Annotated in this window: 14 protein-coding genes and 1 tRNA gene; 3 read left to right on the top strand and 12 right to left on the bottom strand. The window is 73.2% G+C overall.

Going from position 1 to position 17,049, the window contains the following annotated elements:
* Positions 1-6: 6 nt before the first annotated feature.
* Together JS756_RS03775 and JS756_RS03770 are read left to right on the top strand one after the other, a co-directional pair.
* Complete coding sequence (locus tag JS756_RS03775) at positions 7-726, top strand: ABC transporter permease subunit (protein ID WP_205381460.1); 720 nt, start codon at positions 7-9, stop codon at positions 724-726.
* Between the two features lie 292 nt (positions 727-1,018).
* A tRNA-Ser gene (locus tag JS756_RS03770) sits at positions 1,019-1,106 on the top strand.
* Between the two features lie 273 nt (positions 1,107-1,379).
* Here the strand turns inward: JS756_RS03770 and JS756_RS03765 are convergent.
* The 9 genes from JS756_RS03765 to JS756_RS03725 all read right to left on the bottom strand — a co-directional run bounded on the left by JS756_RS03765 (position 1,380) and on the right by JS756_RS03725 (position 11,428).
* On the bottom strand, positions 1,380-2,183 hold the full coding sequence (locus JS756_RS03765; RefSeq protein ID WP_205381459.1) for an HAD family hydrolase: 804 nt from the start codon (positions 2,181-2,183) through the stop codon (positions 1,380-1,382).
* Entirely contained in the window at positions 2,180-3,457 is a 1,278-nt protein-coding gene (gene serS, locus JS756_RS03760; protein ID WP_205381458.1) for a serine--tRNA ligase, read from the bottom strand. The genes JS756_RS03765 and serS overlap by 4 nt, the downstream gene beginning before the upstream one ends.
* A gap of 550 nt (positions 3,458-4,007) precedes the next feature.
* Positions 4,008-4,940, bottom strand: a complete 933-nt coding sequence (pheA, locus tag JS756_RS03755; protein WP_205381457.1) for a prephenate dehydratase — start codon at positions 4,938-4,940, stop codon at positions 4,008-4,010.
* A 227-nt stretch (positions 4,941-5,167) separates the two neighbouring features.
* Entirely contained in the window at positions 5,168-6,448 is a 1,281-nt protein-coding gene (gene efeB / locus JS756_RS03750; protein WP_205381456.1) for an iron uptake transporter deferrochelatase/peroxidase subunit, read from the bottom strand.
* Between the two features lie 8 nt (positions 6,449-6,456).
* The gene (locus tag JS756_RS03745) at positions 6,457-8,517 is read right to left on the bottom strand and encodes a copper resistance CopC/CopD family protein (protein WP_205381455.1); all 2,061 of its coding nucleotides are present in this window, start codon (positions 8,515-8,517) and stop codon (positions 6,457-6,459) included.
* 14 nt (positions 8,518-8,531) lie between these two features.
* Positions 8,532-8,996: a copper chaperone PCu(A)C gene (locus JS756_RS03740; protein ID WP_307790293.1), complete on the bottom strand. Its 465-nt coding sequence runs from the start codon at positions 8,994-8,996 to the stop codon at positions 8,532-8,534.
* Positions 8,993-9,646: an SCO family protein gene (locus JS756_RS03735; protein WP_205381700.1), complete on the bottom strand. Its 654-nt coding sequence runs from the start codon at positions 9,644-9,646 to the stop codon at positions 8,993-8,995. Before JS756_RS03735 ends, JS756_RS03740 begins: the two co-directional genes overlap by 4 nt.
* An 88-nt stretch (positions 9,647-9,734) precedes the next feature.
* Positions 9,735-10,463: a YcnI family copper-binding membrane protein gene (locus tag JS756_RS03730; RefSeq protein WP_205381454.1), complete on the bottom strand. Its 729-nt coding sequence runs from the start codon at positions 10,461-10,463 to the stop codon at positions 9,735-9,737.
* A 137-nt stretch (positions 10,464-10,600) separates the two neighbouring features.
* A complete protein-coding gene (locus JS756_RS03725) occupies positions 10,601-11,428 on the bottom strand; it encodes a hypothetical protein (RefSeq protein ID WP_205381453.1) in 828 nt (275 codons plus the stop codon).
* A 243-nt stretch (positions 11,429-11,671) separates the two neighbouring features.
* On the opposite strand from JS756_RS03725, the gene JS756_RS03720 reads away from it, so the two are divergent.
* Entirely contained in the window at positions 11,672-12,160 is a 489-nt protein-coding gene (locus JS756_RS03720; protein WP_205381452.1) for an ATP-binding protein, read from the top strand.
* A 225-nt stretch (positions 12,161-12,385) separates the two neighbouring features.
* Here the strand turns inward: JS756_RS03720 and pdxR are convergent, their stop codons facing one another.
* The 3 genes from pdxR to JS756_RS03705 all read right to left on the bottom strand — a co-directional run bounded on the left by pdxR (position 12,386) and on the right by JS756_RS03705 (position 16,901).
* Positions 12,386-13,786, bottom strand: coding sequence for a MocR-like pyridoxine biosynthesis transcription factor PdxR (pdxR, locus tag JS756_RS03715; RefSeq protein ID WP_205381451.1), 1,401 nt, complete (start codon positions 13,784-13,786; stop codon positions 12,386-12,388).
* A gap of 123 nt (positions 13,787-13,909) precedes the next feature.
* A complete protein-coding gene (locus JS756_RS03710; protein ID WP_205381450.1) occupies positions 13,910-15,373 on the bottom strand; it encodes an aminopeptidase P family protein in 1,464 nt (487 codons plus the stop codon).
* Between the two features lie 142 nt (positions 15,374-15,515).
* On the bottom strand, positions 15,516-16,901 hold the full coding sequence (locus tag JS756_RS03705; RefSeq protein ID WP_205381449.1) for a PP2C family protein-serine/threonine phosphatase: 1,386 nt from the start codon (positions 16,899-16,901) through the stop codon (positions 15,516-15,518).
* Between the last annotated feature and the right edge of the window lie 148 nt (positions 16,902-17,049).

The raw sequence follows: 17,049 nt of genomic DNA, 5'->3' as shown, positions 1-17,049 counted from the left end.
GCCGAAATGTACGACCCCACCGTCGCCCGGCTCACCTACCGGGCCCTGCTCGGACGCCGCCGAGCCCTCATCCTCGGCGCGCTGCCCCTGCTCCTCCTGGTGATCGCGGTGGCCGTCCGCGGGCTCACCGGAGCCGACGACCAGACCGCGGCCGACGTCCTCGGTGGCTTCGCGCTCGCCACGATGGTGCCGATCATCGGTGTCGTCGCGGGGACCGGCGCGATCGGCCCGGAGATCGACGACGGCTCCGTGGTGTACCTGTTGTCCAAGCCGATCAGGCGGCCGACCATCATCCTCACCAAGCTGACCGTCGCGATCGCCGTGACCATGGCGTTCTCGGCCGTACCGACGCTGATCGCCGGACTCGTCCTCAACGGCAACGGGCAGCAGATCGCCGTCGCCTACACGGTCGCGGCGCTGGTCGCCTCCATCGCCTACGCGGCGCTCTTCCTGCTGCTGGGGACCGTCTCCCGGCACGCGGTGGTGTTCGGCCTCGTCTACGCCCTCGTCTGGGAGGCCTTGTTCGGTTCCCTGGTGCCCGGCGCGCGCACCCTCAGCATCCAGCAGTGGGCGCTGGCCGTCGCCCACAAGGTCGCCGGCGGTGACCTCGTGACCTCCGACGTGGGGCTGCCGACCGCCACGGTACTGCTGACCGCGGTCACCGTCCTCGCCACCTGGTACGCCGGCCAGAAGCTGCGGTCGCTGACCCTGGCCGGCGAGGAGTAGCGCCGGCCGCACCCACGCCGCCGTCGAACGGCCGCTCGAAAAATCGATGGCGTCGCCGTCGCCGGACCGGCACAGTGGTGTTCGTCCCCGCCGGACTCTCCGTCCGGCGCCGCAGACCGGGAGAGGAGCGGGGCGATGCCCATGCACGGCAGTACGTCCGGCTCCCGACAGGGCAGTCAGCGGCGGGTTCCGGAGTAGCCGTTACCTCTCCGTCGAGCCCGCCGCGCACCGAGCACTGCCCGGGGCGGTCGCTTCGAGCACGCGATGTCGCTCTCGCGTGGACCGCCCACCCGGAGGATTGGCCGAGTGGTAAGGCACCGGCTTGCTGAGCCGTGGTCGGGCTCCCGAAGCCCGCGCACGTTCGATCCGTGCATCCTCCGCAACACCGACGAGAACACCCGCCCGACGACCGACCCCCCGGTCCCTCGACCCGACGACGGGCCCGGACGCCGAGGGGCCCGCCCTTCCGGGGCCCGCGCCCCGTGACGCCCGTGACGGTCCGGGCCCGCCCCGACAGCCGCGCGCGGGCGGGGTCGCCGGCCCGCCTGCGGCCACGCCCGTCCCGCACTTCCCGCGGCCGAGCCGGCCCGTCCCGGCTTCCCCGGCGGCGCCGAGCCGCGAGCCGTCCCGGCCGCGGTGCCCCGGTGCGTGCCTCAGCCCAACAGGCGCTCCAGCACCACCGCGATGCCGTCGTCCTCGTGGGAGGACGTCACCTCGTCGGCGACCGACTTCAGTTCCTCGTGGGCGTTGGCCATGGCCACGCCGTGGGACGACCAGGCGAACATCGGGATGTCGTTGGGCATGTCGCCGAAGGCGATCGTCTCCGCGGCCCTCACACCCAGCCGGCGGGCCGCCAGTGACAGCCCCGTCGCCTTCGACAGGCCCAGAGGCAGCAGCTCCACGATGCCCGCGCCCGCCATGACGACGCCGACGAAGCCGCCCGCGGCACGGCGGGCGGCCTCGGCCAGCTCGTCGTCGGACAGCTCGGGATGCTGTATGTAGATCTTGTTCAGCGGGGCGGTCCACAGATCCGAGGCGTCCGTGAACGGCGTCGCGGTGAGCCTGCCCTGCACCGCGTAGCCCGGACCGACCAGCACCTCGCCCTCCAGTCCGTCCCGGCTCGCGGCCAGGTACAGCGGGCCGACCTCCGCCTCGATCTTCGCCAGGGCCACCCCGGCCAGCTGGCGGTCGAGCGTCACGGATGTCAGCAGGCGGTGCTCGCCGGCGTCGTAGACCTGGGCTCCCTGACCGCAGACCGCGAGCCCGCGGTAGCCGAGGTCGTCGAGGACGTGCCGGGTCCAGGGGACGGCGCGGCCGGTGACGACGATGTGGGCGGCACCCGCCGCGGTGGCCGCGGCGAGCGCCTCACGGGTGCGCTGCGACACCGACCCGTCGGAGCGCAGCAGCGTTCCGTCGAGGTCGGTGGCGATCAGCCGGTAGGAGAGGCCGGTGCTCACCTGGCCACCGGCTCCAGGACCTTCCGGCCCCCGAGGTAGGGACGCAGCACCTCGGGGACGCGGACGGAGCCGTCGGCCTGCTGGTGGTTCTCCAGGATGGCCACGATCGTGCGCGGTACGGCGCAGAGCGTGCCGTTGAGGGTGGCGAGCGGCTTGACCGACTTGCCCTCACGGACCCGGATGGACAGGCGGCGCGACTGGAACTCGGTGCAGTCCGAGGTCGACGTCAGCTCGCGGTACTTGCCCTGGGTCGGGATCCAGGCCTCGCAGTCGAACTTGCGGGACGCCGAGGCGCCGAGGTCGGCGGAGGCGACGTCGATCACGCGGAACGGCAGCTCCAGCGACGTCAGCCACTGCTTCTCCCACTCCAGCAGCCTGCGGTGCTCCTCCCGCGACTCCTCCGGGGAGACGTAGGAGAACATCTCCACCTTGTCGAACTGGTGGACGCGGAAGATGCCGCGGGTGTCCTTGCCGTGCGAGCCGGCCTCGCGGCGGAAGCAGGGGGAGAAGCCCGCGTAGCGCAGCGGCAGCTTCTCGGCGTCGATGATCTCGTCCATGTGGTAGGCCGCCAGCGCCACCTCGGAGGTGCCGACCAGGTACAGGTCGTCCTTGTCGAGGTGGTAGACGTCCTGGGAGGCCTGGCCGAGGAAGCCGGTGCCGGCCATCGACTGCGGGCGCACCAGCGCCGGCGTGAGCATCGGGGTGAAGCCGGCGGCCGTCGCCTGGGCCATCGCCGCGTTCACCAGCGCGAGCTCCAGCAGGGCGCCCACGCCGGTGAGGAAGTAGAAGCGGGAGCCCGACACCTTCGCGCCGCGCTCGACGTCGATGGCGCCCAGCAGATGGCCGAGCTCCAGGTGGTCCCTGGGCTCGAAGCCCTCGGTGGAGAAGTCGCGGACGGTGCCGTGCGTCTCCAGCGTGACGAAGTCCTCCTCGCCGCCGACGGGGACGTCGGGGTGGACGAGGTTGCCGAGCTGGATCAGCAGCCCCTGGGTCTCGGCGTCGGCGGCGTCGCGCTCGGCGTCGGCGGCCTTCACGTCGGCCTTCAGCTGCTCGGCGCGCTTGAGGAGCTCGGCCTTCTCGTCGGCGGAGGCCTTGGGGATCTGCTTGCCCAGTGCCTTCTGCTCGGCACGCAGCTCGTCGAAGCGGACGCCGGAGGACCTGCGCCGCTCGTCGGCAGACAGGAGGGAGTCGACGAGCGCGACGTCCTCTCCACGGGCGCGCTGTGATGCGCGCACTCGGTCGGGGTCCTCACGGAGCAGGCGAAGGTCAATCACGCGGTCAAGGCTACCGGTGCGCGGTCGCGGCCCACGACTCACTATGTCGGGGCATACCGAATGGGACGATACATTCCGTTATGACGGAATTGCCGAACGTGTCAAGGGAAAGTGTCTCACTCCCTGGGACGGGGCACGCGCGCGGCGGTGCGTTGACTCGATTTCCTTGGGGGAAGCGGGACTTGGAGGCTCGGCGGAGGCGTCGTTGTCCACAGAGTTCGATCACCGTCCGGAAGTTATCCACAGGCTGTGAGCAAGATCTGTGGACTTCGGAATCGATCACTCCGTGATCAGGTTCGCACCTGAGGATTCCCGGGGTAAACCTCTTTTGTCCGCACTTTCGAGTGGAAAGTGTTCGCTCCAAAGGATTGTTCAAAGGAAACAGGTGGACGAATGGTGACCTGTGGGGGCAGAGGCCGCATCGGGTACCCGGGGGCCGATTTGTCGACTCGGTCATGCCTCCGAGTCGACTTGTCCCCAGGTCGAGATGGCTCCCTGTGGATAACTCCTGTGGATAACGAAGATAGGCAGGTAGGACTGGCGCAGGTGGCTAGAAACGCCCGTCCTGGCATCGTGCGACCCAGTCCGCCGCCGACACGAACTCCGCGTCCGACGTCCCCGGCCGCGGCGTCTGCTCATGGCCCGGCTCCACGTCCGCGCGCGGATACGAGCCGAGGTAGCGCACCTGGAGGCAGATCCGCTTCAGCCCCATCAGCGCCTCCGCCACCCGGCGGTCGGAGATGTGGCCCTCGGCGTCGATGCAGAAGCAGTAGTTGCCGATCCCGGCCCCGGTCGGGCGGGACTGCAGCAGCATCAGGTTGATGCCGCGCGTCGCGAACTCTCCCAGCAGGTCGCGCAGACCGCCGGGGTGGTCGTCGCGCTGCCACAGCACGACGGAGGTCTTGTCCGCCCCGCTCGGAGCCGCGGGCCGGGCCGGACGGCCCACCAGCACGAACCGGGTCTGCGCGTTCTCGGCGTCGTGGATGCCCGTCTCCAGGGCCTCCAGCCCGTACCGCGCGGCGGCGAACTCGCCCGCGAAGGCGGCGTCGTAGCGGCCCTCCTGGACCAGCCGCGCGGCGTCCGCGTTGGAGGCGGCCGACTCCCACACGGCGTCGGGGAGGTGGCCGCGCAGCCAGTTGCGTACCTGCGGCTGCGCGGCCGGGTGGGCGGAGACCGTCTTGATGTCCGACAGCTGCGTGCCGGGCCGGACCAGCAGCGCGAAGGTGATCGACAGCAGCACCTCGCGGTAGATCATCAGCGGTGCGCCGGCGACCAGCTCGTCCAGGGTGGTGGTGATGCCGCCCTCGACGGAGTTCTCGATCGGCACGAACGCGGCCTCGGCCTCGCCCGCACGGACCGCGTCCAGCGCGGACTGCACGGACACGTACGGGATCAGCTCCCGGGTCGCCGCCTCCGGAAGGGTGCGCAGGGCGACTTCGGTGAAGGTGCCCTCGGGGCCGAGGTAGGCATAGCTCGCTGGCATGGCTTCACCCTAATGGGCCTGGGCTGCCACGGCCCGGGCGTCTCACGGATGCCACTCGACCGGGTGGTTTGAAACCCGGAAGACCGCGCAAACGGGCGATGCCGCTTGCGCAAGCACCACGCCGACGCCCTTTTCCGCAGGCTCACACGCAGGCCCACGCGCAGGGCGGTTGCGCCTGCGGGACGGTGTCGGCGTCCCGCAGGAGAAGCACCGGCACCGCCCGTCGCTCACCCCTCCAGCAGCCGCTGCCCCACGTACTCCCCCTGCGCCGCCCCACCCGGCACCGCGAACAGCCCGCTCGCCTCGTGCCGGACGAACTGCGACAGGGCGTCGCCGCGGTCCAGCTTGCGCTGCACGGGGACGAAACCGCGCAACGGATCGGCCTGCCAGCAGATGAACAGCAGCCCCGCGTCCGGTACCCCGTCGGCGGCGATGCCGTCGTGGTACGAGAACGGTCGGCGCAGCATCGCCGCCCCGCCGTTCTGGTCGGGGCGGGTGACGCGGGCGTGGGCGTTGACGGGCACGACGAGGTCGCCGGCCTTGTCGGTCCTGTCCAGGTCCATGGCCGTGGCTTCGGTGCCGCCCGACAGGGGCGCCCCGTCGGACTTGCGGCGCCCGATGACGTCCTCCTGCTCGGTGACCGACAGCTGCTCCCAGTCGTCGAGGAGCATCCGGATCCGGCGTACGACGGCGTAGGAGCCGTTCGCCATCCAGGAGGGCCGGCCGCCGTCCGGGACGAAGATCTGCCGGTCGAAGTCGGGGGCGTCCGGCTTCGGATTGCGCGTGCCGTCGATCTGCCCCATGAGGTTGCGGGCGGTCATCGGGTGGGCGGTGGCTCCCGGCGACCGGTTGAAGCCGTTCATCTGCCAGCGCACCCGGGCCGCGCTGCCGGCGTCCTTCTGGAGGGCGCGCAGGGCGTGGAAGGCGACGAGCGCGTCGTCGGCACCGATCTGCACCCACAGGTCGCCGTTGCTGCGGGCCTTGTCGAGCCGGTCGGAGGAGAACTCCGGCAGCGGGGCGAGCGCGTCCGGACGCTGCTGCTCCAGCCCGGTCCGGGTGAAGAAGCTGCGGCCGAAGCCGAAGGTGACGGTCAGCGAGGACGGTCCGGCGTCACGGGCGACGTCCGTGTCGCCGTGCGCCGCCGGCTCGCCCGCCATCAGCCGTTCCGCCGTCTGCGACCAGCGGCGCAGCAGTGCGGCGGCCTCCTTGCGGCTCGCTCCGGCGGTCAGGTCGAAGGCGATGAGGTGGCCGCGGGCCTGGAGGCCCTCGGTGATGCCGGGCTGATGTTTCCCGTGAAACATCGCGCGGCCCGCGCCCAGGGAGCTGAGGGGGGTGGCCTGCGCGGGGGCGGCGGCGTAGCCCGCGGCGGCGCCGGCCGCGCCGAGCACGAGCCCGGTGGCGCCGGCGGTGCCGAGCAGGGTCCGCCGGGAGATGCCGTCCGCGGTGCGGGGCCGGCCGATGTTGTCGTCAGCGGAGGTGCGGGCCTTCGGTACGGACTGGTCGGTCATGGTGGTGTTCAGCCGATCTGCGCGTTCTTGGAGACGGTCACCTGGTCGATGTCGGAAGTCCGCACGGTCACGGCGACCTTCCAGTCGCCTGCCACGGGAATCTGTATGCCGCTCGCCGACCAGTGTCCGGCGGTGATGTGGTCGGGAACGACGGGCAGCGGCCCGAGGTCCTTCGCCTCAAGGCTGAAGGCGATCCTCACCTCGGGAATGTCGTAGGCGCGGCCGTCGGGGTGGGTGACGTAGACGTGCAGCTCGTTCGTGCCCGTCCGCGCCGGGTCGAGGTCGACGCTGACGACGCCCTTGCCGTCCGGGCCGCCGGTGTCGAAGGACATGTCCAGGGTCAGCGCACCCGTGGCGGACGCGGCGGACCCCGCGGACACACCGGACGCGGCGGCAGCCCTGGCGGCCTCCTCGGTGCGTCCCGGTTCGGTCTGGGTCAGCGCCGTGGTCACCGCGAGCAGGATCACGGCGACGCCGGCCTCGGCGAGTACGGAGCGCCGCAGTCCGAACCGTTCGGAGTCGGCGTCCCGTTCCCGCTTCCGCCGTGCCGCGGCCACCGCGGCGCGCTGCCGGGCGAGCTGGGCGGCACGGGCGGAGCCGGGGGCACCCGCGCCGCCGTCCGCCGCCCCGGCATCCGGGTCCTCGGTGCCGGCTCCTGCCGCCTCCGTACCCCTGCCCGCGTCCTGCGCAGCGGTGCCCGGCTGTTCCCCGGTGCCGTCCGCGCCCGCGCCACCGGACCCGCTCGCCGGTTCGCCGCCTCCCCGGGCCGGTGACGCGGCGTCGGTGGGTGCGGTGACCGGTTGCGCCCGGGGGGTGCGCCGGGTCGCCGCGGCGTCGGCCGTGTCCGTCAGCCGGGCGGTCCACCGGCGGGAGATCGAGGCGATCCCGACGAGCAGGGCGACGAGCCCGACCTTGACCAGGAGCAGTTGCCCGTAGCCGGTGCCGGTCAGCGCCGACCAGGAGCCGAGCTGTCGCCACGACTGGTAGGCGCCGGTGGCGACCAGGGCGACGACGCTGGCGAAGGCGATCGTGGAGAAGCGGCGCACGGCCGAGGCGGTCACCGGGGTGCCGGCGGGCGCGCCGTACAGCCCCACGAGGAGCGCGGTGAGTCCGCCGAGCCAGGCGGCGACCGCGAGCAGGTGGACGACGTCCACGGGCATGGCGACGCCCGGCTGGAGCCCGGTCGAGGCGTGCTCGGACATGGCCCAGCTCGCGGCGATCCCGACGGCCACGACGGATCCGCCGAGTGCGAGCCCGAGGGCCGGGTCCCGCTTCTCGGCGCCCTCCCGTTTCTCCCACGCCCCGAAGAGCACGGCGATGAACAGCGCCGCCGCGCCGAGCAGCAGCAGCCGGGAGACCAGCGCCGCGCCCGTCTTGGTCTGGAGCACCTGGCCGAGCAGGTCGAGGTCGAGGATGTCGGAGGCCTTGCCGGAGGTGGTGTAGGAGCCCCGCAGGAGGAGCAGTCCCAGCGTGGCGGCGGTGAGCGCGAGCCACCCGGCGACCACGAGCCGCTGCACGGCCCGTACCCCGCAGCCGCCCGGCCAGCAGGCGAGCACGAAGGCGGCGCCGCCGACCAGGACGACGAACCCGGCGTAGGACACGTACCGCCCGAGGCCGTAGAGCCCGCCGACCAGGCCTCCGCCCGCCTCCTGCCCGCCGAGGGCCACGGTGGTCGCGGAGGGGGCGCCCACGGAGAAGGTGTAGGCGCCGGAGACGGGGTGGCTGTCGGCGGAGACCACCTGGAAGGCCACCGTGTACGTGCCGTCGGGCAGCCCGCCGCGCAGTTGGACGGCGTAGGTGGTGCCGCTGACCTCCGCGGGGTCGCCCTTGTCGACGCGTGCGCCCTGCGGGTCGAGGACGCGCAGGGAGTCGTCGTTGAGGGCCACCTTCTCGGAGAAGGTGAGGTTGACCTGGTCGGGAGCCCGGTCGACCACCGCCCCCTGCGCGGGGTCGCTGCCGGTGAGCGCCGCGTGCGCGGAGGCGGGCGCGGCACCGGCGAGCAGGGCGCCCGCGACGGCCAGGAGCAGCAGCACCAGGGTGCGCAGGCGGGGGGCGATGGTCCGGGTCACGGCGGTCCCCTCCCTCAGTGTCCGGTGGCCGGCTGGTACGTCGCCGACTCGACCGGTATCGCGACCTTCACGGTGCCGGACTCGGCGAAGTGCAGCTCGACGTCGACCGTGTCGCCCTGCTTCGGCTTGCGCTTGAGCATCTCGAACATCAGATGGTTGCCGCCGCTCTTGAAGACGAGCCTGCCGTGCGCGGGAACGTCGAGGGAGGCAGCCTCCTGCATCGACGTGCCCACGGTCCGGTGGAGGGTGACACTGCCGGCTGCGTCGCTGGTGACGGACGTCAGCTTGTCCGCGGTGCCGCCGTCGTTGGTGATCGTCAGGAAGCCGGCGGCCATGTCGGAGACCGGCTGCGGCATGTAGGCGGCGCTGACCGCAAGCTCGGGTGCGTCGTCGCCGGATCCGCAGCCCGTGAGCAGGAGCGCCCCGGCCAGGACTGCGGCGGAGACGGTGGACGACAGGGACAGGACGGTGCGCCTCACGGAGTCTCCCCCTTGACGATCTCGGGAAGGTCCGCGGTGTAGTCGTCGACCGTGGCGTCCTTGCCGTACACGAGGTAGCCGGCGTCCGTCTTCGGCGAGAAGGCGATGACCTGGGTGCCGTGGGTGGAGACGATCTTGCCGTTCTTGTCCTTGTGCGGCGGCTCGATGCTGATGCCCAGGGTGCGGGCGCCGGCCTGGACGGTGGCGAAGTCGCCGGTGAGGCCGATCACCTGGGGGTCGATGCCCTTGAGCCAGGAGCCGAGCGCGGCGGGGGTGTCGCGTTCGGGGTCGGTGGTGACGAACACGATCCGCAGCTCGTCCTGCTCAGCCCGGGGCAGCTTGCTCTTGGCGACGGCGAGGTTGTTCATCGTCAGGGGGCACACGTCGGGGCAGTGGGTGTAGCCGAAGTAGACCAGGGTCGGCCTGCCCTTGGTCTCCTTGCGGAAGTCGTAGGTCTTGCCGTGGGTGTCGGTCAGCACCAGGTCCGGCTTCTCGAACGGCTTGTCGAGGACGGTCACGGCCTTGTCCGAGGCGGATTCCTCCGAGACCACGGTGATGGGGCCGGAGGGGTCGTCGCCGTTGCCGCAGGCGGAGAGGGTGAGGGCCGCGGCGGCGAACAGCGCTGCCGCGGCGAACGTCTTCTTGCGCATAGCGAAATGTCCCATGGAGGTGAGAGCCGGCACGCGCAGGGGCGCCGGAGGCCGGTACGCCCCTGCGCGTGCCGCGGACGGGCGGGTGTCAGGCGGCGCTGCGGCGGCGGCCGGCGAGGACGCCGAAGGCCACGCCCGCCACGCCGACGACGATGCCCACGACGCCCAGGACGCGGGCGGTGGTGTCGGTGCCGTCACCGTCGGCCGCGGTGGTCGAGGCGGTGTTCGCGGTGGCGTCGGAGGCCTTCTCCGCGCCGGCGGCGGCGTGCGCGTGCTCGTCCTCGGCTGCGGACAGCGTCAGCACGGGCGCCGGGTGCTCCGGCTCGTCCTGGCCCTCCTGCGGCACCTCGATCCAGCGGACGACCTCCTTGTTGGAGTACGTCTGGACCGCCTTGAACACGAGCTGGTCGGCGTCCTCGGGGAGCGTGCCGACGGAGAGGGGGAACTTCTGGAAGAAGCCGGAAGCGATGCCCTGGCCGGTCGCGGTCCAGGTCACCTTGGAGACCGCTTCGGTGATCTTCTTGCCGTGCATCTCCAGCGGCTCGGCGAGCAGGGACCTGGTGACGTCGATCTTCCATCCGTCGATCGGCTCGGGCATCACCGAGGCCAGCGGGTGGTCGGTCGGGAAGGTCACCTCCAGCTTGGTCGTCGAGGCGTTGTCGCGCTCGTTGGGCACCTTGAAGTCGACGACCGCGTAGCCGCCCTTGGCTGCCGTCCCCTCCGGACGCACGGAGACGTGCGCGAGGGCGGGGGAGGACAGCGCGAGGACGGCGGTGGCGGCCAGGGCGCCGGAGGCGGCGATACGGGAAACCTTCATGGAAGGCAGTACTCCACTTCGAGTGAGTTCGAGTCCGACCGAGTCGGTGGGGTGACGGCCGCCGCGCGGCGGCCGTCACCCTGGAGTCCTCTTCGGAGTTCTCGGGCGCTCTCTCGGAGCGGGGTGGTCGCGTCGCGTCAGGCGGCGAGGGCGAACACGGCGGCCGGCGGGCCGCGCCGGATCACCGAGTGCTGGAGTTCCGCCGTGGCCCGTATCCGCGGCGGGAGCAGCGCGGTGCGCGGCAGGCGCGGCCCGTGCTGGGGCGCGGCCGGCAGCCCGGCGAGCAGGGCCCGCACCAGGGCGAGCGCCGCGCGCAGGGACCGCACGAGCGCTCCGTCGGCGACCTCGTGCGCCGACAGCGCCGCGAGGTCGGCCAAGCGCAGCACGGCCAGGTCGCCGCGGCGCAGCAACCAGCCGGCGGCGACGGCGGCGAGGACGTGGCCGAGCAGCATCGGCAGGGACGGCAGCAGCGACGACATGCAGCCCGCGGCCGTGGACACGGCGCCCGCGGGACGGTGCGCGGAGCCGATCGGAGCGATGTGCGCGTCGGCCAGGATCTGCTGGGCCCGGAGCGGGGTGATGCTCGACGCGGTGGCCCCGCACACCAGCCGTGCGGCCTGCGCGACCAGCGAGCCGTCGGAGACGGAACCGGTCGCGGCGCTCGACGTGCCGGCGGTGTGCTGGCTCAGCCCGAACACCGTGTGCAGCAGGATCTGCCCGACCGCGAGCAGCGCCGCGATCCCGGGCAGCGACCGGGCGCGCCCGGTGAGCGGCACCACGACCACCAGTGCCCCCAGGAAACCCGCGCCCAGCGCCCACAGCGGGACCGTGGCGCAGGAGGCGAGCACGTGCCCCGAGGCGGCCAGCGCGACGCAGACCGCGGAGAACACCGCGGCCCGCAGCAGTCGCAGATCGCGCCCGGCGCGTGCCGGACGCGGGCGGGGACGCGAGTGGGGGGCAGTCATGGCGGGCCCCATCATCCCACTGCCCGCCCCGCGTCCCGGCGGCAGGTCCACAAGGTGCCGTTGGAGCGGTAGATCATGTTCTGCCACGGCTGGTGCCCGCCTGATGCTCTCAGTCTCACATACACCGATTGCCGCCCTCGACGCATCCCCCATATGGGCGGGATCACGTCGAATCCGGGCTTACGGCAAGCTGTGCGCGGCAATACGTAACGGTATGTCGAGCCGCGGCCAGGAGGCTGGAGCATGAGCATCTGGTGGTCACTCCGTCTGCGGCGCGACGCCGCGAGCGTGCCGCTGGCCCGGCGCCTGCTGCTCGGCGCCATGGAGACCGCGGGCGTCGACCCCGACATCTCCTACGACATCTCCGTCGCCCTCAGCGAGGCCTGCGCCAACGCCGTCGAGCACGGCGGAGGCACCGCGCCCGGCGGCCTCCCGGGCGCCTATCACGTCACCGCCTATCTCGACGGCGAGAAGTGCCGCATCGAAGTCACCGACTCCGGCCCGGGTTTCGCCCCGCCCGACCTCTCCCGGGCCACCGACACCGCACGGCCCGGGGGGACCCCCCTCGCGCACCCCGCGCACGAGGACGACGAGCACGGCCGGGGCCTCCACCTCATCCGCCAGCTCACCGACCACGTCCACATCGGCACCCGGCCGGGCCGCGGCGGCGCGGTCGTGTGCTTCGACAAGATCCTCAAATGGCGTGAGGGCGCCCCGCTCATGGCGGTGTAGGCCGGCGCGCCCGCCGCGCGGACCCGCACACGGGCCGTCCACCGCACGGCGCCGGCGCGCCGTTCCGTCCCGTGCGGCACTCCGTACGAGCACGGCGGCCACGCCGGCAGGACACCCCGGGCCCACCGGCCGCGACCGCGCCCCGCCGTGCCGCCCGAGCCGACGTGCCGGCCGGGACGAGCCGCCGGAGCCGACCACCCCCACACGCCCCCGGTGCCCGCGACGTCAGTCGCCCTCCAGCACCGACGCCAGCACCCGCAGCGCCTCCGGATACGCCCCCTCCCCGGGCGTGCCGTACCCGACGACGATGCCCTGAGGCCGGTCGGCGCCACCCGCGCCCCCGTCACCCGTGCGGCATGCGCCGGGGGCGTGCCAGTGCTCCCCGAGGGACCCCACCGCCAGCCCTTCCGCCTCCGCCCGCGCCAGCACGTCCCGCTCGTCGGCGACCTCCACCAGCGCGTGCAGACCGGCCGCGACCCCTCGCACGCCCCGCCGGCCGCCCAGCCGTTCCAGCAACTGGTCCCGGCGGCGCCGGTAGCGCAGCCGGCACGCGCGCACGTGCCGGTCGTAGGCATGGCTGTCGATCAGCTCCGCGAGCGCCAACTGGCCGATCGTCTCGGTGTGATGGTCGCTGTGCAGCTTGGCGTCGGCGACCGCGTCGACCAGGTGCGGCGGCAGCACCATCCAGCCCAGCCGCAGCCCGGGGCCGAGGGTCTTGGACGCGGTCCCCAGGTACGCCACCCGGTCCGGCGCCATGCCCTGCAGCGCCCCCACGGGCTGCCGGTCGTAGCGGAACTCCCCGTCGTAGTCGTCCTCGACGACCAGCCCGCCCCGCGCGCGTGCCCAGTCGGTCAGCGCCCGCCGCCGCTCGGGGTGCAGGGTCACACCGGTCGGGTACTGGTGCGCCGGCGTCACGACGACGGCCGAGGCGTCGGCCAGGGCGTCGGCGCGGGCACCCCGACCGTCGACCGGTACCGGCACCACCCTCGCTCCGTTGCGCCGCACCACCTCCCGGTGGAAGGGCAGCCCCGGGTCCTCCAGGGCGACGGCGGCACCGTCCAGGACCCGCGTCAGCAGGGCCAGCCCCTGCACGTACCCGGAGGTGACGACGATCCGCTCCGGGGGCGCGACGACGCCCCGCGCACGCCCGAGGTACGCCGACAGCGCCTGTCGCAGTTCGACGCGCCCGCGCGGATCGCCGTAGTCGTACGCCCGTGAGGGGGCCGCCGCGACGGCCCGGCGCAGTGCCCGCAGCCAGGCCGCCGCCGGGAACGCCGCGACGTCCGGGCTGCCGGGCCGCAGGTCGAAGCGCGGGGCACGCGCGCGTGGCGCCGCTCCGGGCGCCGCGGCGTCGATCGCGGGCAGGGGGGCGACCCGCGTTCCCGATCCCTGCCGAGCGGTCAGATAGCCCTCGGCGACGAGCTGGTCGTAGGCGGCCTTCACGGTGTTCCGCGCCAGCCCCAGCTCCTCCGCCAGTCGCCGTGTCGCGGGCAGTCGTGCACCGGGCGCCAGCCGGCCGTCGCGCACGGCGCCGCGCAGGGCCCGTTCCAGTCCGGCTCGCCGCCCGTCGCGGGCGTCGGCGTCCAGGTGCAGATCGACACCGCAGCCGCTCAGGAAGTCGTTCACCCGTCCCCCCTCGGTGACCGCGCCGCGCGGGCGGCGCGGGGACACGCGACCGGCCCGCGGCGGTCGCCGCGGACCACGACGACGGCCGGGCACCCCCAGGGGCACCCGGCCGTCGGCTCGGTGTCAGCCCTTGAGCGAGGCCATCCAGGCCTCGACCTCGTCCGACCGCCGGGGCAGCGCGGCCGACAGGTTTCGGTTGCCGTCCTCCGTGACGAGGATGTCGTCCTCGATCCGGACGCCGATGCCCCGGTACTCCTCCGGAACCGTCAGGTCGTCGGCCTGGAAGTACAGGCCCGGCTCGACGGTCAGGCACATCCCCGGCTCCAGGACGCCCTCCACGTAGCTCTCGGTCCGCGCGGCGGCGCAGTCGTGGACGTCCATGCCGAGCATGTGCCCGGTGCCGTGCAGCGTCCACCGGCGCTGCAGGCCCAGCTCCAGCACCCGCTCGACCGGTCCCTCGACCAGCCCCCACCGGACGAGCCGCTCGGTGAGCACGCGCTGCGCGGCGTCGTGGAAGTCGCGGTACTTGGCACCCGGCTTCACCGCCGCGATGCCGGCCTCCTGCGCGTCGTACACGGCGTCGTAGATCTTCTTCTGGATCTCGCTGAAGCGGCCGTCGACCGGCAGCGTGCGCGTGACGTCGGCGGTGTAGTAGGTGTGCGTCTCCACGCCGGCGTCGAGCAGCAGCAGGTCACCGGAGCGCACGGGACCGTCGTTGCGCACCCAGTGCAGGGTGCAGGCGTGCGGGCCGGCGGCGGCGATGGTGCCGTAGCCGACGTCGTTGCCCTCGACGCGCGCGCGCAGGAAGAACGTGCCCTCGACGTAGCGCTCGCTGGTCGCCTCGGCCTTGTCGAGGACCTTCACGACGTCCTCGAAGCCGCGCACGGTGGAGTCGACGGCCTTCTGCAGCTCGCCGACCTCGAAGCCGTCCTTGACCAGGCGCATCTCGGAGAGGACGACGCGCAGCTCCTCGTCCCGCTCGGCGGTGACCTTGTCGGTCAGCGCGGCCTCGATGCCGGCGTCGTAGCCGCGCACCACGCGGACCGGGCCGGTCGCCTCGCGCAGCGCGTCGGCGAGCTCGCGCACGTCGGAGGCCGGGATGCCGTACAGCTTCTCCGCCTCCGTGAGGGAGTGGCGGCGGCCGACCCACAGCTCGCCCTGGCCGGACAGCCAGAACTCGCCGTTATCCCGGTCGGAGCGGGGCAGGAGGTAGATCGTCGCCCGGTGGCCCTCACCCTTCGGCTCCAGGACGAGGACGCCGTCCTCGGTCTGGTTGCCGGTGAGGTAGGCGTACTCGACGGAGGCGCGGAAGGGGTACTCCGTGTCGTTGGAGCGGGTCTTCAGGTTCCCCGCGGGGACGACGATCCGCTCGCCCGGGAAGCGGGCGGACAGCGCCGCGCGGCGCGCGGCGGTCTCGGCGGCCTGAGCGATCGGCTCCAGGTCCCGCAGCTCGGTGTCCGCCCAGCCGGACTGCATGCTCGCCGCCAGCTCGTCGGAGACGCCCGGGTAGAGGCCGTTCTTGCGCTGCTTGAGGGGCTCTTCTTCAGAGGTCTCCGGGGTCTCCGGGAGCTCTTCCGCCACGGTCATCCTCCTTGGATACGGCACTGGACCCTCCCCCTGCTCCCGGCTTCGCGCGAGCAGGGGGTCCCTTCATCGTACGGTCGCATGTAAGGGGGCCCAGGCGTGAAGGACCTGTTACACCGGCGCGCTACTCCACGGCACCGGACGGCTACTCGAAGCGCGCCGCCAGCAGCACCACGTCCTCCTCGGAGTCGGCCGCGTCCAGCCCGTCCGGCAGGACCGTGCGCAGCACGTGCTCGGCGATCGCGTCCGGATCGTGCCGCAGGGACCGGGGGACACCGGCAGCCGCGGCGTGCAGCCGGGAGAAGGCCCGGTCGACGGCGTCACCGGTGCGGTGCAGCAGGCCGTCGGAGTACAGCAGCACCGTTTCCCCGGGTTCTGCGGTGAGCTCCACGCTGGGCGCCTCCCAGCAGGCGAGCATGCCGAGCGGGGCGGAGACCGAGGTCTCCACGAACTCGGTCCGGTGCTCGCCCACGAGCAGTGGCGGGCAGTGCCCGGCCCCCGCCAGGGTGATCTTGCGCAGGGCCGGCTCGCAGTAGGCGAACAGCGCGGTGGCCGAGCGGGCGGGCTCGGTCAGGCGCAGCAGCAGCTCCAGGTCGGACAGGACGGCGACCGGGTCCTCGCCCTCCATGACGGCGTACGCGCGCAGCGACGCCCGCAGCCGGCCCATCGCGGCGACGGCGCTCGGCCCGGAGCCCGTGACCGAGCCGACGGCCAGGCCCAGCGCGGCGTCCGGCAGCGGCAGCGCGTCGTACCAGTCGCCGCCGCCGCGCGGACCGGTGCGGTGCCGTACGGCGAGTTGCACGCCGGAGACCCGCGGCAGCCGGGAGGGCAGCAGTTCCTCGCTCATGGTGGCCATGGACGCGCGCGTGCGCTCCACCTCCAGCAGGCGCGCGAGGTGCTCGGCGGCGTAACGGGCGTACAGGCCGATCAGGTGCTGCCGGCGTTCGTCGGGCTCGGCGGGCTCGTCGTAGAGCCACACGGCGGCGCCGAGCCGGCCGTCGGCCTCGGTGGCCAGGGGGAGGGCGTAGCTGGCCGCGTAGCCGAGGCGGGCGGCGACCTCGCGGTGGCGCGGGTCCAGGCCGTCCTCGGCGAGCAGGTCCGGCTCGGCCACGGCGCCGTCGCAGCCGGGCAGGCCGTCCAGGATGCGGCCGTAGGACAGGGCGTTGCGCGGCACGGTCTCGATGTGGCCGAGGTCGGCACGGCCGAGGCCGAGGCCGATCGTGGTGTCGGGGCCGAGACCGTCGGCCGGCTCCAGCACGACGAGTCCGCGGCGGGCGCCGACGAGCGCGGCCCCCGCTCCCAGCAGCTCCTTCAGCCCCTCGTCGAGGTCGGCCGTGCGGGCGAGGCGCTCGGTGAGTTCGTGGAGGGTCGTGAGGTCCGAGACCCAGCCGGCGAGGCGGTCCTGGAGCAGGGCGCCGGGGGCGTGCGGCGGGGGGACCGGGGAGCCTGCGTGCGCGGGCGCGACAGTGTGGGCGGGCGCGGGAACCGTTGAGTCGATTCCGGCCACTTTGGAAGGGTGAGGGGCGTTCATGGCGTCCGGCTTTCCGACCGGTGCGGATTGCTCAAAAGCATCGCAAAACCCCCATGTCATTCTGCGCCGCTAGCAGTGTCTCCACATGTACACGCACTCGTGAGGGGATGTCCAGCATTGTCCTGCGGGGATTCCTGGTGTCCGTGGG

The sequence above is a fragment of the Streptomyces actuosus genome (genome assembly GCF_016921115.1).
Lineage (GTDB): Bacteria > Actinomycetota > Actinomycetes > Streptomycetales > Streptomycetaceae > Streptomyces > Streptomyces actuosus_A.
The sequence above is the reverse complement of the archived record's forward strand: the minus strand, read 5'-3'. Positions and strand labels throughout refer to the sequence as shown.